This window comes from Pseudomonas sp. 3A(2025) (assembly GCF_054589175.1).
In genome coordinates this window covers 59959-76446 of the sequence record NZ_BAAILM010000088.1, presented here as the reverse complement: position 1 = coordinate 76446, position 16488 = coordinate 59959, and the positions used below count along the sequence as shown (strand labels likewise).

At 59.9% G+C, this 16488-nt stretch carries 17 protein-coding genes; 5 read left to right on the top strand and 12 right to left on the bottom strand.

The window, feature by feature from the left end:
• Positions 1–51: 51 nt before the first annotated feature.
• The 6 genes from flgE to ACYP2A_RS23180 all read right to left on the bottom strand — a co-directional run bounded on the left by flgE (position 52) and on the right by ACYP2A_RS23180 (position 4994).
• Positions 52–1377, bottom strand: a complete 1326-nt coding sequence (gene flgE, locus ACYP2A_RS23205; protein WP_459748281.1) for a flagellar hook protein FlgE — start codon at positions 1375–1377, stop codon at positions 52–54.
• Between the two features lie 28 nt (positions 1378–1405).
• Positions 1406–2089 (bottom strand): flagellar hook assembly protein FlgD, encoded by a 684-nt coding sequence (locus ACYP2A_RS23200; protein ID WP_459748280.1) that lies wholly within the window; start codon positions 2087–2089, stop codon positions 1406–1408.
• 14 nt (positions 2090–2103) lie between these two features.
• Entirely contained in the window at positions 2104–2547 is a 444-nt protein-coding gene (flgC, locus tag ACYP2A_RS23195; protein WP_056838647.1) for a flagellar basal body rod protein FlgC, read from the bottom strand.
• 3 nt (positions 2548–2550) lie between these two features.
• Positions 2551–2964, bottom strand: a complete 414-nt coding sequence (flgB, locus tag ACYP2A_RS23190) for a flagellar basal body rod protein FlgB (RefSeq protein ID WP_459748279.1) — start codon at positions 2962–2964, stop codon at positions 2551–2553.
• A gap of 225 nt (positions 2965–3189) precedes the next feature.
• A complete protein-coding gene (gene cheR, locus ACYP2A_RS23185; protein WP_459748278.1) occupies positions 3190–4017 on the bottom strand; it encodes a protein-glutamate O-methyltransferase CheR in 828 nt (275 codons plus the stop codon).
• Between the two features lie 44 nt (positions 4018–4061).
• Positions 4062–4994, bottom strand: a complete 933-nt coding sequence (locus tag ACYP2A_RS23180) for a chemotaxis protein CheV (protein WP_459748277.1) — start codon at positions 4992–4994, stop codon at positions 4062–4064.
• Between the two features lie 79 nt (positions 4995–5073).
• Here ACYP2A_RS23180 and flgA point away from each other — a divergent pair, with 79 nt between their 5' ends.
• The 4 genes from flgA to ACYP2A_RS23160 all read left to right on the top strand — a co-directional run bounded on the left by flgA (position 5074) and on the right by ACYP2A_RS23160 (position 7654).
• Positions 5074–5832, top strand: coding sequence for a flagellar basal body P-ring formation chaperone FlgA (gene flgA / locus ACYP2A_RS23175; protein WP_459748276.1), 759 nt, complete (start codon positions 5074–5076; stop codon positions 5830–5832).
• Between the two features lie 171 nt (positions 5833–6003).
• A complete protein-coding gene (gene flgM / locus ACYP2A_RS23170) occupies positions 6004–6312 on the top strand; it encodes a flagellar biosynthesis anti-sigma factor FlgM (protein WP_459748275.1) in 309 nt (102 codons plus the stop codon).
• Between the two features lie 45 nt (positions 6313–6357).
• The gene (locus ACYP2A_RS23165; RefSeq protein WP_459748274.1) at positions 6358–6825 is read left to right on the top strand and encodes a flagella synthesis protein FlgN; all 468 of its coding nucleotides are present in this window, start codon (positions 6358–6360) and stop codon (positions 6823–6825) included.
• An 82-nt stretch (positions 6826–6907) separates the two neighbouring features.
• Positions 6908–7654, top strand: a complete 747-nt coding sequence (locus tag ACYP2A_RS23160; protein WP_459748273.1) for a flagellar brake protein — start codon at positions 6908–6910, stop codon at positions 7652–7654.
• A gap of 40 nt (positions 7655–7694) precedes the next feature.
• Here the strand turns inward: ACYP2A_RS23160 and ACYP2A_RS23155 are convergent, their stop codons facing one another.
• The 5 genes from ACYP2A_RS23155 to ACYP2A_RS23135 form a co-directional block, all read right to left on the bottom strand.
• Positions 7695–9059, bottom strand: coding sequence for an MFS transporter (locus ACYP2A_RS23155; protein WP_459748272.1), 1365 nt, complete (start codon positions 9057–9059; stop codon positions 7695–7697).
• 83 nt (positions 9060–9142) lie between these two features.
• On the bottom strand, positions 9143–10384 hold the full coding sequence (locus tag ACYP2A_RS23150) for a glutamine synthetase family protein (RefSeq protein WP_459748300.1): 1242 nt from the start codon (positions 10382–10384) through the stop codon (positions 9143–9145).
• Positions 10385–10636: 252 nt separating this feature from the next.
• Positions 10637–11329 (bottom strand): sensor histidine kinase, encoded by a 693-nt coding sequence (locus ACYP2A_RS23145; protein ID WP_459748271.1) that lies wholly within the window; start codon positions 11327–11329, stop codon positions 10637–10639.
• Positions 11319–12926 (bottom strand): response regulator, encoded by a 1608-nt coding sequence (locus ACYP2A_RS23140; RefSeq protein WP_459748270.1) that lies wholly within the window; start codon positions 12924–12926, stop codon positions 11319–11321. The genes ACYP2A_RS23145 and ACYP2A_RS23140 overlap by 11 nt, the downstream gene beginning before the upstream one ends.
• A gap of 275 nt (positions 12927–13201) precedes the next feature.
• Positions 13202–13882 carry a TIGR04211 family SH3 domain-containing protein gene (locus ACYP2A_RS23135; RefSeq protein WP_459748269.1) on the bottom strand — a complete coding sequence of 227 codons (681 nt, stop codon included), beginning with the start codon at positions 13880–13882 and terminating at the stop codon, positions 13202–13204.
• 345 nt (positions 13883–14227) lie between these two features.
• On the opposite strand from ACYP2A_RS23135, the gene ppnN reads away from it, so the two are divergent.
• Entirely contained in the window at positions 14228–15601 is a 1374-nt protein-coding gene (ppnN, locus tag ACYP2A_RS23130; protein WP_459748268.1) for a nucleotide 5'-monophosphate nucleosidase PpnN, read from the top strand.
• Here the strand turns inward: ppnN and ACYP2A_RS23125 are convergent, their stop codons facing one another.
• Positions 15602–16474 carry a helix-turn-helix domain-containing protein gene (locus ACYP2A_RS23125; RefSeq protein WP_459748267.1) on the bottom strand — a complete coding sequence of 291 codons (873 nt, stop codon included), beginning with the start codon at positions 16472–16474 and terminating at the stop codon, positions 15602–15604. It lies immediately after the preceding gene.
• Between the last annotated feature and the right edge of the window lie 14 nt (positions 16475–16488).

Below are 16488 nucleotides of genomic sequence, written 5' to 3'. Positions count from 1 at the left end.
ACAAAAAAACCCCTGTAAACAGGGGCTTTTTTGGCACTCATCAACCAGACATTACATCTGGATGGTGGTCTGCAGAATGGTGCTCTGGGTCGAAATAGTCTTGGCGTTCGCCTGGTAGTTGCTTTGCGCCTTGATCAGCTCAACCAGCTCGGAGGTCAGGTCGACGTTGGACTCTTCCAGCGCTTGCCCTGTGACATACCCCAGGGTACCGGTTTGCGGTGCGCCAGTGACCGGCACACCCGACGAGTAGGTTTCGCGCCAGTTGGTTCCGCCAGCCGCTTCCAGGCCCTGCACGTTGGCAAAGGTGGTCAGCGACAGTTGACCAATGACTTTCGACTGGCCGTTGGTGTAGGTGGCGAACAGGCTGCCGCTCGGGTCGACGCTCATCGAGCTGACTTGCCCTGTGGCGTAACCGTTCTGGGTCTGGCTGATCAGGCCGGAAGCCGCTGCGGTCTGCTTCACACCCATCATGTCCAGCTTGATGCCGGTGGTGGAGCTTGCAGCACCGTTGGCCGCCCAGGTGGCAGTGGTACCGGTGCCGGTTTGTACACCGGGCACCCAGTTATTGACCTGGAAGGTGCCGTCGGCATTGAGGGTCACCGCCCCTGTGGTTACCGGCGCACCGGTACCCGAGGTGATCAGATTGCCGCTCGAGTCAAAGGTCAGCTGGGTCTGGGTCGGCGTGGCGGTCGTCGGATCATTGACGTTGCGGCCATCGATCAGGGTGTACATCGACCAGGTATTGACGCCCGTCTTGGCGAAATAGTTTTCCAGCTTGTGCTCGTTACCCTGGCTGTCGTAGATCGGGGTGTCGTACTTGAAGTTGTACGACTTGGTGTCGGTGGCATCGAATGTCGACAGCGAAGGCTGCGTCGTCGCGGAATTCAGGTTCGCCGTGTTGGTGATCTGCGAGGTGGTCTGAGGTATCAGGTTCGAGGTGTCGATGCGCATGTCGCCCAGCGTGCCGACGGCGAGGTTGCCGTTGGCGTCGACGTTGTAACCTTGCAGGTTCATGCCTTCGCTGTTGACGATGTAGCCTTCGCGATCGGTATGGAAAGCGCCGGCGCGGGTGTACACCTTCTCACCGTTGTTGGTCAGCATGAAGAAGCCGCTGCCGTTGATGGCCATGTCCAGGCTGTTGCCGGTACCGGTCGACAGGTTGCCCTGGGTGAACTCTTGCGAAACGGCACCGATGGCCACGCCGCTGCCGGTGCTGACGCCGCCGGAGGTGGCACGGATCGACTGGGCATACTGGTCGCGGAACTCGACACGCGACGACTTGAAGCCGTTGGTGGCGACGTTGGCAATGTTGTTGCCGGTAACGTCGAGATGCTTGTTGGCTGCAAAGAGACCACTAAGGCCGATATTGAAAGACATTTACAACTCCTCGCCGTCTGCCCGGCTCTTACAATCCGATGGTCTGTACTTTGGACAGGGCGATGCTGCTGCCACCTGCCAGATTAAGGGTCATGTCGCCGCCGGTGGTGGCGGTGGTCACGCTGTTGACTGTGGCTGGCAAGTAAGTGCTGAGCGCCGTATTGGTGCCGCTGATCGAACCATTGACCTTGAAGGTGTAGTTGCCCGCCGCTGCCGTCGTACCGTCATCCTTGAGGCCGTCCCAGGTGAAGCTTTGGGTGCCGGCGTTCAAGCCGCCCAGATCGACGGTGTCGGCCAGGGTGCCGTTGGCATCGTAGACGCTGAGGGTGGTGCTGGTGGTGGTGGCCGGAACCACGACCGAACCGGTCAGACCCTTGCCGGCTTCGACATACACGCTGCTGGCATCGACGATCACTGAACGCCCGACCAGCGAAGAGGCCTGCAAGGCCTGCGACGACTTGTAGATGGTGGCGATCGAGTCGACCGTACTGGTCAGGTTCTGCATGCTTTCCAGGCTACTGAACTGCGCCAGCTGGGCAACGAACTGGGTGTTGTCCTGCGGGTCCAGAGGGTTCTGGTTCTTCATCTGGGTTACGAGCAGTTGCAGGAACGCGTCCTTGCCCAGCGCACTGGTACCGTCGTCGGTCTTGGTTTTGGTCGGGTTTTGCAGCGAGTTGATAAAACTCGCCGATACATCGTTCTCAACAGCCATGGTTCACGCCCTCATTACTGACCCAGGGTCAGCACCTTCTGCATCATGGTTTTGGCGGTGTTCATGATTTCGACGTTGGTCTGGAACGACCGACTGGCAGAAATCATGTCAGCCATTTCTTCCACAACATTGACGTTGGGGTAGTAGACGTACCCGTTGCCATCGGCAGAAGGATGATTGGGCTCATAACGGGCTTCGAGGTTGGAGGTGTCCTCGATGATGCCCGAGACCTGTACGCCCTGCCCGGCCTGGCCCTGGTCCTGAAACAACGAACCACCACCGATCGACTGCTGGCCTTCAAGCACGGTGGCGAACACCGGGTGACGGGCGCGGTAGGTCTGGTCCATGCTCGACGACACGGTTTCAGCGTTGGCAATGTTACTGGCAGTGGTGTTCAGACGCGTGGTCTGGGCACTCATGGCGCTGCCGGCAATGTTGAAGACATTCGATAGCGACATGAATCACTCTCCGCGCAGGGCCGATACCAGCCCTTTGAACTTGCTATTGAGCAGCGTGAAGCTGGCCTGGAACGACATGGAGTTCTGGGCGTAGCTGGCCTGCTCCACTTGCGAATCGACGGTGTTCTGGTCCAGCGAAGGGGCCGACGGGGTGCGGTACAGCAACACACCTTCGGTGTCGCTGCCGGCAGCCTGAGCTTCGATATGACGACCATTGGTGGTGTTCATGGCGAACTGGCCCTTGCTGTTGACCTTTTCGGTCTCGGCGGCCAGCACCGCAGAGAAATCCAGGTCGCGCGCCTTGTAGCCCGGGGTGTCGGCGTTGGAGATGTTATTGGCCAACACCTCAGCCCGCTGGGCCCGGAAGTTCAGGGCTTTTTCATGGATACCCAGTGCTTTATCGAAGTTGATGCTCATGTCGGGAAACCTTTACCGGTTGACCTGATGTACGTATCACAGACAAAGCAATCGGCATGCCATGTTTGTGAAGCCAGTGTTTGCAGGGGGTTTGCCGAATGAGTGCGGCAGGGATGCCAGAAAAGCGGCAAGGGATTTCCGCTGAAGGATCAGGGGCGGCAAGAGGAGTGTCGTTTTTTTGCCAGAGGCGGCCGCTGCGTGAAGGTCACGCAACGGCTCGAAGGCTTACTTGGCCTTGTAGATGATGCCCGGGCTGCACTGGACCATCTGGTAATGGTCCGGCAAACCGTTGAGCGCTTCGGAGGCTCCCAGAAACAGGTAGCCGCCCGGCTTGAGCACGCTGTGAATGCGCAGCAGGATGTCTTTCTTCACCTCGGCGGAGAAGTAGATCAGCACGTTGCGACAAAACACGATGTCGAACTTGCCAAGGCTGGCATAGCTGTCGAGCAGATTGAACGAGCGGAACTCGACACGGCTCTTGATCGGCGCCTTGACCGCCCAGCGACCGGGCGCCTTGGTGTCGAAATAGCGCTGCAAGCGTTCCGGCGACAAGCCGCGACCGATGGCCAGGCTGTCGTACTCGCCGGTCTTGCAATTATTGAGCATCAGGCTCGACAGGTCGGTCGCAACGATTTGCACGCCGGTCTTGAGCTGCCCCGGATTGCTGCGCTCGAACTCATCGATCGACATCGACAGCGAATACGGCTCCTGGCCGGACGAACAGGCCGCCGACCAGATGCGCAGACGCTGTCCTGGGCTGGCCTTGATCTGCTCGGGCAGCACCTTGTTTTTCAGCACCTCAAAGGGGTAGGTATCGCGAAACCACAAGGTTTCGTTGGTCGTCATCGCATCGACCACCTGCTCGCGCAAACCACTGCGCGGCTGGGATTGAATACGCGACACCAACTCGCCCAGGCTCTTGATGCCCTGCTGTTCCATCAGCTTGTTGAGGCGGCTGGACACCAGATACTGCTTGTTTTCACCCAGCAGGATGCCACAGGCTTTTTCCAGAAAGACCCGGAACTGTTCAAAATCCAAATTACCCGTAGACAAAGGTACCGCCTCTCAAATCATGTGAACGACCAGGGCTTACCACCCTAGGTATGGTCTGCTGCCTTGATCCGGGCAACGACGCGCGCCGCCAGATCGTCAGGCCGGAATTTTGCGAGAAAATCATCGGCACCGACCTTCTTGACCATCGCCTGGTTGAACACCCCCGACAACGAGGTGTGCAAGGTAATGTGCAGCTTGTTCATCCGCGGGTCATTGCGTATGGCTGCTGTCAAGGTATAGCCATCCATCTCCGGCATTTCAATGTCGGAGATCATCATGAGGAATTCTTCCTCGGGCTTTTTGCCTTCGGCGATCATCGCCAGCAGGTAATCCAGCGCCTGACGACCATCATTCAGAGCGACCACTTCGACACCGACCGTTTCCAGGCAACGACTGACCTGCTTGCGCGCCACCGAAGAGTCATCAACGGTCAATACCCGCAGCGAAACGGCCTTGTGATGCGTTTCTTCATCGACCACACCGACCGACACCGCTTCGGCAATCGGCGCCACCTCCGCCAGAATCTTCTCGACGTCGATAATTTCCACCAACTGGTTGTCGACCCGCGTCACTGCCGTCAGGTAGTGATCGCGACCGGTACCCTTGGGTGGTGGATGGATCTCCTCCCAGTTCATGTTGACGATGCGTTCGACCGAATGCACCAGAAAACCCTGAACCTTGGTGTTGTACTCAGTGATGATGACGAAGGTGTTTTCCAGCGCAATCATCCCGGTAGAACCGGTGGCCATCGCCAGATCCAGAATCGGAATGGTGCCACCACGAATATTGGCCACACCACGCACGATCCTGCTCGATTTGGGCATGATGGTGAGTTTCGGGCATTGCAGTACTTCTTTGACCTTGAATACGTTAATCCCGTAGAGCTGCTTGCCTTGCAGGCGAAACAGCAACAGCTCCAGGCGATTCTGACCAACCAGCTGCGTGCGCTGGTTCACCGAATCCATTACACCTGCCATGCCCTGCCCCCCTTACCTCAACCATCGACCGCCACATACCGGATACGGCAAGCGGCACGAGCCTTGCTTTTTATACGTCATGAATGACAAGACGACAATTTTTCGACACGCCGCATTAGAAACCCGCCACTGGCTGGGCGCAATCGTCATGCTGTGCCTTTTTTGCACTGCAACTCCCGGTCGCGCCGAGAATTTCACACTGCCTGAACAGCTTATCGGCGTCACCGAGGGGTTTCTTGAGTACACCGTACAAGAGTATTTGGCGAGCAGCCAGATCGAAGGTCGTCACCAGATCCAGGTCCGGCAACTTGACCCACGGATGCGCATGGCATTTTGCGACAAGGATTTGACAGCCACGCTGGAAAGCCCGCGCCCGGTGGGCAGGGTCACGGTAAAGGTGCGCTGCGAAGGCTCAAACCCCTGGACCGTCTATGTGCCGGCGCAGGTACAACTGTTTCGCAACGTGGTGATTGCCACACGGCCGCTCAAGCGCGACACCGTCATCACCGAAGACGATATTGCCGTGCGCGAGCGGGATATCGGCACCCTGGGCATGGGCTTTTTGCCATCAACGGACCTGGCTATCGGGCAGAAACTTGTCCGACCAGCGGTCGTCGATCAGGTACTGTCGCCAACCTTCATGGAACAACCGGCGATGGTCCGTAAAGGCGATCACGTGGTGATCGTCGCACGCAGCCCCAGCCTTGCGGTGCGGATGCCGGGCGAGGCACTGTCCGACGGCGGTCTCAACGAACAGATACGTGTACGAAATCTCAACTCCAAGCGGGTGATCAAGGCCAACGTGACAGGCCCGGGGCAAGTGGAAGTCGCCATGTAACGGCATTTTCATCGATTGAAGCTGGTGCGCGCCGCTGGTTTTTCCTAGACTGCAGCGCATATCCGGGCGCGCAATGCCTGTCGCCCAGGCTTTGACACATTGCGCCTAAAGTTTTTCATTGGGTGGCCGAAAACAAGGCAAGCGTCCAAAACACCCAGAGGTTTTTCAATCATGCCCATCGATTTCAGTCGACTTAGTAACTCACAGTCCGTTGGTAGCACTTCGCGCACCGGCGGCGCCAAGGAAGCCAGCAAGACCGACAGCTTGCCTGCTACCGCCGACATCAAGAATGCCGGTGAATCCGTACACCTGAGCAGTGAGGCTCAACAGTTGCAGAAGATCACCGACAAGCTGGCTGATCTGCCGACCGTCAACAGCGCGCGGGTTGCCGAGCTCAAGCAGGCGATCGCAGACGGCAGTTATGTGGTCGACAGCAACCGTGTAGCCAGTAAGCTGCTCGGCTTCGAAGCCGCGCGCTAAGTATCGCGCGGGATTTTCTGGACGCTTGAAAAACCAGAGCATGCGATGCAAGACACTACTTTGCTGCAGATGATCACCGACGACATGACCCCGACCCGCCAACTGCTCGAGTTGCTGCATAACGAGTCGGTTGTGCTGCACGGCAGGGACATGAGCGAGATGGAGCGGATTCTGGCGCAGAAACAAGCGCTGGTGATTCAGCTTGAGCAACATGGCCGCAGACGTAGCCAGGTGCTTGCCAGTCTCGGACTGCCGACCAATCGCCAGGGTCTGGCAACGCTGGCCGAGCAGTCATCGGTAGGTCCACAGCTGCTTGAAGCCGGCGACGAACTGGCGACCCTCATTGCCGAATGCCAGGCGCTCAACGAGCAAAACGGCAAACTGATTCAATTGCAGCAGATGACAACCGCTCATCAATTGCGCATTCTGAACGGCGGCGAGACACCCTCGCTCTACGACAGCCGAGGCTCGACGGCAGGCAGAGCCAAGCCGCGCCCTCTCAGCCAGGCTTAACTTGCTGTTTCAAGCCGCTTCACATGATGGCAGAATGTCTATCACTGCGTTGCCGTAGCATTTTGCCTGGAGAGACTTAAAAGTGAATGGCTTAGCCGCGGATGATGCTCCGCAACCCCCGAAGGTTCTCGATACGCCTTTGGAAATTGCCGCCAACCTGCGGTTACTCATGGAAAACCACGATCCCCTGATCATCACTTTCCATGAGCGTTCCCAGCGCTTTCAAAGCTATCTGGTTAAAGTCGACCGCGAAAGCAACCTTATCGAACTGGACGAAATGATCCCGCGCGATGGCGAACGCTTCCTGAGCAGCGGCGAGGCGTTCCGCGTCGAAGGGTTCCACGATGGCGTGCGTATCGCCTGGGAATCCAACGCAGCCATGAACATCATCGACAACCCTGGCCAGCGCCTCTATCGCGGCCCGATGCCCACCGAGGTGGTCTATCACCAGCGTCGCAATGCCTTCCGCGCCGCCCTCAAGCTGTCGCAACTGGTCGATGTCGATCTGGACGGCGACAAGCTCAAGTTCCCGATCACCGGCAAACTGCTGGACATCTCGGCCACCGGTTGCAAACTGCGCTTCGACGGCGATATTTCCGAGCGCGTGCAACTGGGCCAGGTCTATGACCGCTTCGTCGCCAGACTGCCGTTCGGCGCCCTGACATCAGCGGTCGAGTTGCGCTACCTGCATTTCGAAGAGCGCTTCAACACTACCTTTGCTGGCGTACGCTTCCATAACGTCAGCGGCCTGGTACAGCGCCAGGTCGAACGCTTCGTCTACCAGTTGCAGCGCGAAGCCCGTCGCTTCGACAAAGACGACGACTTCTGATCGAAACGCGCCGTGCATGACACGGCGCGCCCTGCCCGCCCTACGGGCACCCGCCATACGGTTTATCCAGCATTTCATCCTTGTCCTTGTCTTCAGCCTTTTCAGGCTCGGTCACCGGCGCAGCTTCTGGCGCCGGCTCAACCGTGGTCTGCATCTGATCCTGAACCATCTGCTCGTCGACCCGCGGATCGAGCGCCACTACCAGCGGTGAGCTGGCCATACTGTCGGGCATGGCAACGTGTTGCAGCGGTGCGTTCTCGACCTCGTGCAGCCGCGTGACCGCCTTAGGACGGATCAGCAACACCAGTACTCCTGCCGTGACGCAGATGAAGGCGTACAGCATGTTGCCGCCAAACGCCTGCATGAATACCCCGGCCAGCAATGGCCCGATACTGGCGCCAATGCCATAGGTCATCAGCAACATGGCCGTCAGTGATACCCGATGATCGGCCTCGACATGGTCGTTGGCAAAGGCCACTGCCAGCGGATAAAGGCTGAACTGCATCAGGGCGGCAATAAAGCCGATGACAAACAACACCTCTACCGGCACCCCGTTCAGCACCACCAGCGGCAAGCTGGCCAGCGCCAGCAAACCTGCAAATACGCGGATCAATTGCGAACGGTCGTAACGGTCCGACAGCAGGCCCAACGGCCACTGCACAACAAAACCGGCCATGATGCAGCAGCCCATGAACAGGCCGACCTGCTCGGTAGACAACCCGTGACTGGCCGCATACACCGGCGCCAGGCCGTAGAAAGCGCCCAGGCTTAAACCGGCGCCCAGTACCGTGGTCAACGACTGCGGCACCCTCTTCATGAAAAACAGCGGTTCCAGCGGCGCCGGACGCATCGGCGCCGGGTGAATGCTGCGGGTCATGGCCACCGGCACCAGACACAGCGCAAAGCACATGGCGACCAGCATCAACAGCTCTGGCCCCAACTGCGGATGCACGACCAGAATCAACTGGCCAAGCACCAGCCCCAGGTACGAGGCAATCATGTAGCCGCTGAAGACCATGCCGCGCTGCTTGGCACTGGCCTGCTCGTTGAGCCAGCTTTCGATGACCATGTACTGACACATCATGCCCAGGCCCACGATCATCCGCAGGCCCAGCCAGGCCGGCAGCCAGTCGGTCATGCCATGGCCCAGCACCGCCGCGCCGACGATACCGGCGCAGGTGGCGTAGGCACGGATATGCCCCACGCGACCAATCAGGCGGTGGCCGATCTTGCCACCCAGCACCAGACCAAAGTAGTTGGCGGCCATCAACGAACCGACCCACAGGCTGTCGACCTGATCGGCAGCCAGGCGCAAGGCCAGATAAGTGCTCAGCAGACCGGAGCCGATCAGCATCATCAATGAGGCGAAGTAAAGCGCTCGAAAAGACTTCCAGATTTGGCGCATGGTATTCCCGACTGTCTATAAAGAGTCGCCCGCACGGGCGTGGTCGAACATCAGGGTCCTGCCGGCAATGGCAGGATTCACAATCAGATCTGGCTACCCAGCACCCGTCGCTCCCAGGGCGTTATTTCATCCAGAAAACTGGTCAGTTCCAGAGTCTTGCTGGCGATGAAGCCTTCGATGAAGGTCTGGCCGAACAGTTCCCGCGCCCGTGTACTGCGCGCAAGGCGGCGCAAGGCCGACTGCAGGGTGTCGGGCAACGTCAGGTGTTCGGGCACCTCTATTTCGCCTTGTACGGCGGCTGTCGGCTCAAGCGCCTGCTCGATGCCATACAGGCCGGCCGCCAGGCTGGCGGCAATCGCAAGATAGGGATTGGCATCGGCGCCCGGCAGGCGATTTTCGACCCGCCGCGCTTCGGGCACACTGGCCGGAATGCGCAGGCCGGCGGCACGATTGTCATGCGACCAGCAGGCATTGTTGGGCGAGGCATAAGGATGAAACAGCCGCTGGTAGGCGTTCACGTTCGGCGCAAACAAGGCGGTGAACTCCGCCAGGCACGCCTGCTGACCGCCGATAAAATGCCGGAACGCCGCCGTTGGCTGACCATCGGCATCGTTGAACACATTGCGCCCCGACACCGAATCCACCACGCTCTGATGAATGTGCATCGAACTGCCCGCTGCCTGCGCCAACGGCTTGGCCATGCACACCACTGTCAACCCGTGCTTGAGCCCCACTTCCTTGAGCAGATGCTTGAACAGAAACGTCTGGTCGGCCAGCAGCAGCGCATCGCCGTGCAGCAGGTTGATCTCGAACTGGCTGACGCCCATCTCGTGCATCACCGTGTCAATGGGCAACCCCAAGGCCGCCATGCACGTCCGCACTTCGGCAAAGAACGACCGCAAACCGTTACTGGAGCTGACACTGAACGCCGAAAAGCCCTGCTCGCGGCGCCCATCCAGCCCCACGGGCGGCATGAACGGCTGCTGTGGATCGGGGTTGTGGGCAAACACATAGAATTCGAGTTCGGTGGCCACCACCGGCGCCAGACCGCGCTCGGCATAACGCGCCAGCACCGACCTGAGCAGCGCCCGGGTCGACAGGCCACAAGGCTGGCCGTCGAGTTCGTCGGCAGCACAAATGGCCAGGGCCCGTGGCGTGTCGCTCCAGGGCAGCCGGTAAACCTGCCGGGGGTCAGCCACCAGTGCCAGATCGCCGTCGTCGCTGCCGTAAAAGCGCGCCGCCGGGTAACCGCCCATCACGCACTGCAACAGCACGCCACGGGCCATTTGCAGACGCCGCCCGGCCAGGAAGCCTTCGGCGGTCATCACCTTGCCTCGCGGCACGCCATTGAGATCCGGCGTGACGCACTCAACCTCCTCCACCCCATCCAGCACATGTGTCATGACAGGGCGCTCATTGCAGGCCATCCTTCGATCCTTCGCTATTCAGTCCGCCCGGCGGCAAGGCGTACACCATAGACAGCGGGCCGTGAGGATTTCAAGCACTGCCATGCAATTGCGCGGGGTTAAACGCTATAGCTGTCCAGGAGCGACGCCCCCTTGTCAGCGCCGACCGTCTCAGGGCAGATAAATACTGAACCGACCACCCCCCAACGGACCGCCGTTGGCGATCTCGATGCGCCCTTGCACGCCATTGCGCTGGTGCAGGCGGGCGATGTGCGAGGCAAAGTACAGACCCAGGCCGGTGCTGCCGCTCTGGGCGTTGATGCCCAGCACGTAATCGGTCTGCATCTCGATCATGTGCACCGGGTAACCCGGCCCGTCGTCGTTGATGCTGATGCACAGCTGACCCTCTTGCTCGCCGACCTCGACGGCAATGGCTTGCCGGGCAAAGCGGATGGCATTGACCAGGATATTGCTGACCACCGAGCCGATCAGCTCACGGTCGAAAAAGCCCAGCGGGATCAACGGATCGACTTCAAAGCCTGCGCTGATGCCACGACTGTCGAGCACTTCCTGATGATGGGCCAGTTGCGCTTCGATAAAGTCATCGAGTTCATGGTAATCGGGGCGCAACGGCAACTGGTTGACGCCCAGTTTGTACAAGCCCAGCAACTGCACGAGCATGCCGTTGAGGTTGGCAAATTCATACTCGATCACCCCGTGCCCCGGCGTGTCCTGCAGTTCAGCCGGCAGTTGCGCCTGCCACTCGCTGTGGGCCCGGGTCAGGGTTGCCAGAGAGTTCTTCATGTCGTGCACGGTGGAGGCAATCACCATGGAAAAGTCCAGGCCTTGCTCTTTATCGCTCATCGCCGAATGCCCTCTCTTTGAGTTTCTGATACCGATCGAAACGCGGATCGCTGTCGGGCATCTTGCCGACCATGGTCAGACAGGCCCGACACTCTTGAGCCGCTTCCGGCCCCAGGTTTTGTCCTGGGTGCAACAGCGACTGTGCCAGATTCAAGGCAATACTGATGTTTTTCGGTTGCAGGGCCAGTGCCTGGCGAAAGAAGTCCTGGGCTTCGCGCAACTGGCCGCCTTTGTAACAGCGCACGCCTTGCACGTTCATGTCAATGGCCGTCTTGTTGGCGCCCAGGATTTCAGGATCGTCGGTCAGGCGCGCCAGATTCTTCATCACCAGAGGATCGTCGCCGTAGATTTCGGCGGTGCTCTTGAGCACACCCGCGCTGGCTGCCGGTTGCCCCAACTGATTGAGCTGGGTCGCCACCGTCAAGGCCGCGTTGGCACTGAGGAACTGGCTCATCTTGTCCAGCCGGCCCACGGCCTGCTCAGTGAGCTTGCCAGCGGTTTCCGGGTCCGACTGTTGCAGGCTGGTAGCCTTCATCAAGCGGGCACGGATCTGCAAACCCTCATCACTGGTGTGTTCTTTGGCGACGTCACCCAGCGCCTGGTTGATTTCCACCCGGGTGCGCGCATCGAGGCCCGCGTCGCCGCTGCGACTGATCAGCGCCTGGGCCAGGCCCAGGTTGGTTTCCGGGTCTTTGAAGCGTGAGTGACGTCCCTGGCTGACCGCCTGACGATAGGCCTTCGAGGCGCTGTCGAAATCCTGGTTGTCCAGGGCCAGCTTGCCCAGCATCGTCTGCCGGCGTACCGCCAGCGGCGACAGGCGCACGGCCGCTTCGAGCACGTTCTGGGCGCGCTTGACCTCGCCACGTGCGACCAGCACATCGGCCAGGCCATCGAACAACGCCGGAAACATCGAAAACGCCTTGGTGGCCTGCTCATAGACCGCCAGCGCCTCGCTGGTCTTGCCGCGCTTGAGCAGCAGGCTGCCGAGCATGCCGAACGCCCATGGCGTAGGCCGGTCGGCAATGATCGAGGTCAGCAGCTTGTGCAAGGGCTCGAACTGATTCAGATCACGCAGGGCGGTAGCCTTGTAGCGCAGGCACAAAGGCGCCAGCCGTGGGTCTTTCTGCGTCAGCTGAGTGCAGGCGGTCAGGACCTCGATGGGTTTGTTGCGGTCCAGAGCCTGCATGATGGGCTTGAGCAGGTTCTTGCGCTGCACCAGCTTTTCCAGGCGCTGCGACAGGCCTGCGCGGTTGAATGGCTTGGTCAGGTAACCATCTGGCTCCCATTCCAGCGCACTCATGACCATGGCCTGGCTGTTTTCGGCGGTCACCATGATGAACACGCTTTCGTGACTGAGCAGCCGCTCGGTCATCAGGTCTTCAAGCACCTGCTGGCCGTTCTTGCGGCCGTCGCCCAGGTTGAAATCGTGCAAAACAAAGTCGTAACGCTTTTGCGAGCACTGGCGCAGGGCCTGCTCGCCGGTGTCGGCGGTATCCACATCCTTGACGCCCAATTCACGCAGCATGGACCTGACCGAGCTGCGAAAATCGGAGAAGTCGTCAACGATCAGAAAGCTTTTTTGGTTGTACGCCAGCATCCAGAATCCTGTTTTCATAGAGTGCAAGACCGGTTCGACTGCCTGGGCTCAGGTGTTTTACCGGTTGCAAGGGCGCAGATGATATCTAACAGCAACGTGCCATCAAACAGATTTCCACAGACTGTCGCAAACCGACAGGCTTGCACCTTCCTGAAGGTTTTCGACCAAAGGCCCGGAAACTATAGAAGCAGATCTCACGGCGCGGGACATTGCGTCCGCGCAGCCGGTTGAAACGAGACCTGGCTCACTGAATCCGAAGAGGGAAAAAGCGCGTATCAGGACCAGCCGTCGTTGCGTTTACGTCGACGGGTCAGCGACGGCAGGATCAGGCCGACCAGCAATCCTGCGCCGGCAATGCTGCCGCCATAGACCATGTAGCCCATCAGCGCCTGCTGGTTTTCGTTGCCCAGCCGCGCCTGGGTGTCGCGAAGTTCCGATTGCGCCTGGCTCAGTTGCTCGTTGAGGCCCTTGTTGCGCGCTTCGAGTTCGTCGACCAGTGATTTGCGCGAGTCCAGGGTTTCCTGCATGCCCTGCACACGAACCTTCCAGGTGTCGTCGATCTTGCTCAGTTGACCGGTCAACTGCGCGACCTGCGCGGTCAGCTGCGGCAAGCGTTCGGACTGGCCGGGCTCTTCTTGCAGGTCACTGGTCAAAATCCAGACGGTGCTGCCGCCCTCGCCGCGAATCTGGCTGTAGGCGCCCTGAGTAGAGAGCAGTTCGACTTTCTGGCCGGACTTGAGAGTGCCGACGATGCGGTGCCCGTCGGTCGGGCCGCTGCGTACATAGGTATTGAGACTGTCGCTGATCCAGCGATCGTTACCGGCGGCCTGCACCAGTTGAGGGGCCAGCAGGCCGAGCACACCGATCAGCAGCCCGCGCTTGAGCGCGCGGCGCGAGGTGGCAAAAGAAAACAGGCCGGAAACGGGAGCCCGCAGTGCGGAAAAATGACGAGGCATGGCAATGACTATCTTCGCTGGATAAAACAAAGGCCGCGATGAACGGGCCGGCGCACGATGGGCATCAGGTGGCGGACAGCGCCCTGCAACTGAACTATTGGCTAGAACACGCGACAGAACACACGCCAATCCATCAGCCTAAAGACCCGAAAAAATGGCTCAGGTTCATTTCTGGGGCATCGCAAGGGCCGATGATCGACCAGACGCATGGTTTGGTTTGCTTTCCTGTCCGGCTGCCAGCAAGAATACCGCTCAGGCGTGAACATCCCCGATGCTCACCATCCTGATGCTTGCCCCACAGGTGTTCAGCCTTGGCCGCATGGCATCGATCTAATGGAAAATAGAATGATCCCAAGAAATGTGATTAACGCCTCGGTGAGCCCAAAAGGCAGCCTTGAAACCCTGTCTCAGCGTGAAGTGCAACAACTGAGCGCCGCCGGTTCCGGCAGCGTCTACACCCTGTTTCGCCAGTGCGCCCTGGCCATTCTCAATACCGGCGCCCATGTCGACAACGCCAAGACCATTCTGGAAGCCTACGAGAGCTTCGAGGTCCGTATTCACCAACAAGACCGTGGCGTGCGCCTTGAGCTGCTGAATGCCCCGGCCGATGCCTTCGTCGATGGCGAAATGATCGCCAGCACCCGGGAAATGCTGTTCAGCGCCCTGCGCGACATCGTCTACACCGAAAGCGAGCTGGACAGCCAGCGCATCGACCTGAGCACCTCGCAGGGCATCACCGACTACGTGTTTCACCTGCTGCGCAACGCCCGCACCTTGCGTCCGGGCGTCGAGCCGAAACTGGTGGTGTGCTGGGGCGGCCACTCGATCAACACCGAAGAATACAAATACACCAAGAAGGTCGGCCACGAACTGGGCCTGCGCAGCCTGGACATCTGCACCGGCTGCGGTCCCGGCGTAATGAAAGGCCCGATGAAGGGTGCGACCATTGCCCACGCCAAGCAGCGCATTCACGGCGGCCGTTACCTGGGCCTGACCGAGCCGGGCATCATTGCCGCCGAGGCGCCGAATCCAATCGTCAACGAGCTGGTGATCCTGCCAGACATCGAGAAACGCCTCGAAGCCTTCGTGCGCGTCGGCCACGGCATCATCATCTTTCCGGGTGGCGCAGGCACTGCCGAAGAGTTCCTGTACCTGCTGGGCATCCTCATGCACCCGGCCAACCACGACCTGCCCTTCCCGGTCATTCTCACCGGCCCGAAAAGCACCGAGCCTTACCTGCGCCAGCTCGATGCATTCGTGCAGGCAACCCTGGGCGAAGCGGCGCAGCGCCATTACCAGATCATCATCGACAACCCGTCGGAGGTGGCGCGCGAGATGGCCAAGGCACTGAAGACGGTCAAGCAGTTCCGCCGCGAGCGCAACGACGCGTTCCACTTCAACTGGCTGCTGAAGATCGACGAAAGCTTCCAGCACCCGTTCGACCCGACCCACGAGAACATGGCCCAGCTCAAGCTCAGCCATGAACTGCCGCCCCACGAACTGGCTGCCAACCTGCGCCGCGCGTTCTCCGGCATCGTCGCCGGCAACGTCAAGGACAAGGGCATCCGCCTGATCGAAGAACACGGCCCGTACCAGATCCACGGTGACCCTGCGATCATGCAGCCGCTGGACAAACTGCTGCAGGCGTTTGTCGAGCAGCACCGCATGAAGCTGCCCGGTGGCGCAGCGTATGTGCCGTGCTATCAGGTGGTGAGCTGATCAACGCTGACTTCGAAACTGCCTGGGCGACACGCCGGTGGCGCGCTTGAAAAAGCGCGTGAAATACGCCGGCTCCGAGAAGCCCAGGCTGTCGGAGACCTGCTGGATGGTCATGGTGGTGTACACAAGATTACGCTTGGCCTCCAGCAGCAGGCGCTGGTTGATGACCTGCAACGCTGACTGATCGCTCAAACGGCGGCACAAGGCGTTCAGGTGCGCGGCGCTGAGGCCCAGACGGCGGGCGTGTTCGTCGATGGGCCAGTGCAGGCGAAAGCTCGATTCCAGCTGGTGCATGAACGCCTGCACATGCTCGCGCCCACGGTCCGGGGCGCCTACCTCGTGGCCTGCAACCTGCTGGTCGCCGCGCCGGCTCAACCAGACCATCAGCATATTGATCAACGACTGCAACATCAGGTCGCGACCGCTGCGCGGCTGGCGGTATTCGTCGGCAATGGCATTGAACAGGCTGTCGAGCTGCGCGCTGTCGTCGCCCGGTAAATGACACTGCGCCACGCTCAACTGCAGACCGTCGAGCACCGCTTCCATCTGTTCGACCAGCGGGCTGGCCAGGCTGAGGATATGGCCCTGAATGGTCTCGGCAAAACGAAAAGTGTGCACGCTAAGCGCCGGCACCACCTGCAATGCCGGACCTTGCACCTCACGCACTTCGTCCTCGACCTTGAGCAACGCCTGCCCCGATTGCACATACAGCAACTGCACCAGATCACTGTGCCGGTGCGGCTTGATTTCCCAGTCGTGCAGGCTGCTGCGCTCCGGAATCGACTCACAGTGAATCAAATCCGGCGTCGGCCAGGCGGCGGTTTCGCCATACAGCTTGAACACCGGAACAGGACTGACAGCGCGCTTGGACATGGGCAGCTAGATCC

Excerpts from the sequence above, each read along its gene's own strand:
- ACYP2A_RS23150 (WP_459748300.1), bottom strand. The coding sequence starts at position 10,384 with ATGACCGCCGAAGGCTTCCTGGCCGGGCGGCGTCTGCAAATGGCCCGT.
- flgB (WP_459748279.1), bottom strand. The coding sequence starts at position 2,964 with ATGAGCATCAACTTCGATAAAGCACTGGGTATCCATGAAAAAGCCCTG.
- ACYP2A_RS23125 (WP_459748267.1), bottom strand. The coding sequence starts at position 16,474 with ATGTCCAAGCGCGCTGTCAGTCCTGTTCCGGTGTTCAAGCTGTATGGC.
- ACYP2A_RS23180 (WP_459748277.1), bottom strand. The coding sequence starts at position 4,994 with ATGGCAGGTGTAATGGATTCGGTGAACCAGCGCACGCAGCTGGTTGGT.
- ACYP2A_RS23165 (WP_459748274.1), top strand. The coding sequence starts at position 6,358 with ATGCAAGACACTACTTTGCTGCAGATGATCACCGACGACATGACCCCG.
- ACYP2A_RS23145 (WP_459748271.1), bottom strand. The coding sequence starts at position 11,329 with ATGAGCGATAAAGAGCAAGGCCTGGACTTTTCCATGGTGATTGCCTCC.
- flgE (WP_459748281.1), bottom strand. The coding sequence starts at position 1,377 with ATGTCTTTCAATATCGGCCTTAGTGGTCTCTTTGCAGCCAACAAGCAT.
- flgM (WP_459748275.1), top strand. The coding sequence starts at position 6,004 with ATGCCCATCGATTTCAGTCGACTTAGTAACTCACAGTCCGTTGGTAGC.
- ACYP2A_RS23200 (WP_459748280.1), bottom strand. The coding sequence starts at position 2,089 with ATGGCTGTTGAGAACGATGTATCGGCGAGTTTTATCAACTCGCTGCAA.
- flgA (WP_459748276.1), top strand. The coding sequence starts at position 5,074 with ATGAATGACAAGACGACAATTTTTCGACACGCCGCATTAGAAACCCGC.
- ACYP2A_RS23135 (WP_459748269.1), bottom strand. The coding sequence starts at position 13,882 with ATGCCTCGTCATTTTTCCGCACTGCGGGCTCCCGTTTCCGGCCTGTTT.
- ppnN (WP_459748268.1), top strand. The coding sequence starts at position 14,228 with ATGATCCCAAGAAATGTGATTAACGCCTCGGTGAGCCCAAAAGGCAGC.
- ACYP2A_RS23140 (WP_459748270.1), bottom strand. The coding sequence starts at position 12,926 with ATGCTGGCGTACAACCAAAAAAGCTTTCTGATCGTTGACGACTTCTCC.
- ACYP2A_RS23155 (WP_459748272.1), bottom strand. The coding sequence starts at position 9,059 with ATGCGCCAAATCTGGAAGTCTTTTCGAGCGCTTTACTTCGCCTCATTG.
- flgC (WP_056838647.1), bottom strand. The coding sequence starts at position 2,547 with ATGTCGCTATCGAATGTCTTCAACATTGCCGGCAGCGCCATGAGTGCC.